At 60.0% G+C, this 280-nt stretch carries 1 protein-coding gene; it reads left to right on the plus strand.

Annotated elements, in window-relative coordinates:
• Positions 1 to 280, plus strand: a 280-nt coding sequence (locus L9G74_RS20315) for a hypothetical protein (RefSeq protein ID WP_238898581.1), incomplete at both ends; no start/stop codon positions are given.

A 280-nucleotide genomic window follows, 5' to 3' on the forward strand; every position in this document is an offset into this window, starting at 1 on the left:
CTCAATCCCGCGATCGAGTGGTTCATGGGCAAGCACACGCGACACATCACCGGGGTTGCGGCCAAATCCGATGTGTTCATCGAGGAAGTGCTGATCCACCCGGCGCTGCTCGCGATTTGCGATGAAGTGCTGTTGCCCGCCTGCGCGAGTTACCAGCTGAACATCGCCCATGTGTTGGATCGCGGCCCGGGCTCCGAACAGCAATTGTTGCATCGTGACGAGTTGGTTTGGTGCCACCTACCCCGGCCGCATCCAGAGGTACAAATCGCCTGCATCGTCG

It is taken from the genome of Shewanella electrica, assembly GCF_022321485.1.
Lineage (GTDB): Bacteria > Pseudomonadota > Gammaproteobacteria > Enterobacterales > Shewanellaceae > Shewanella > Shewanella electrica.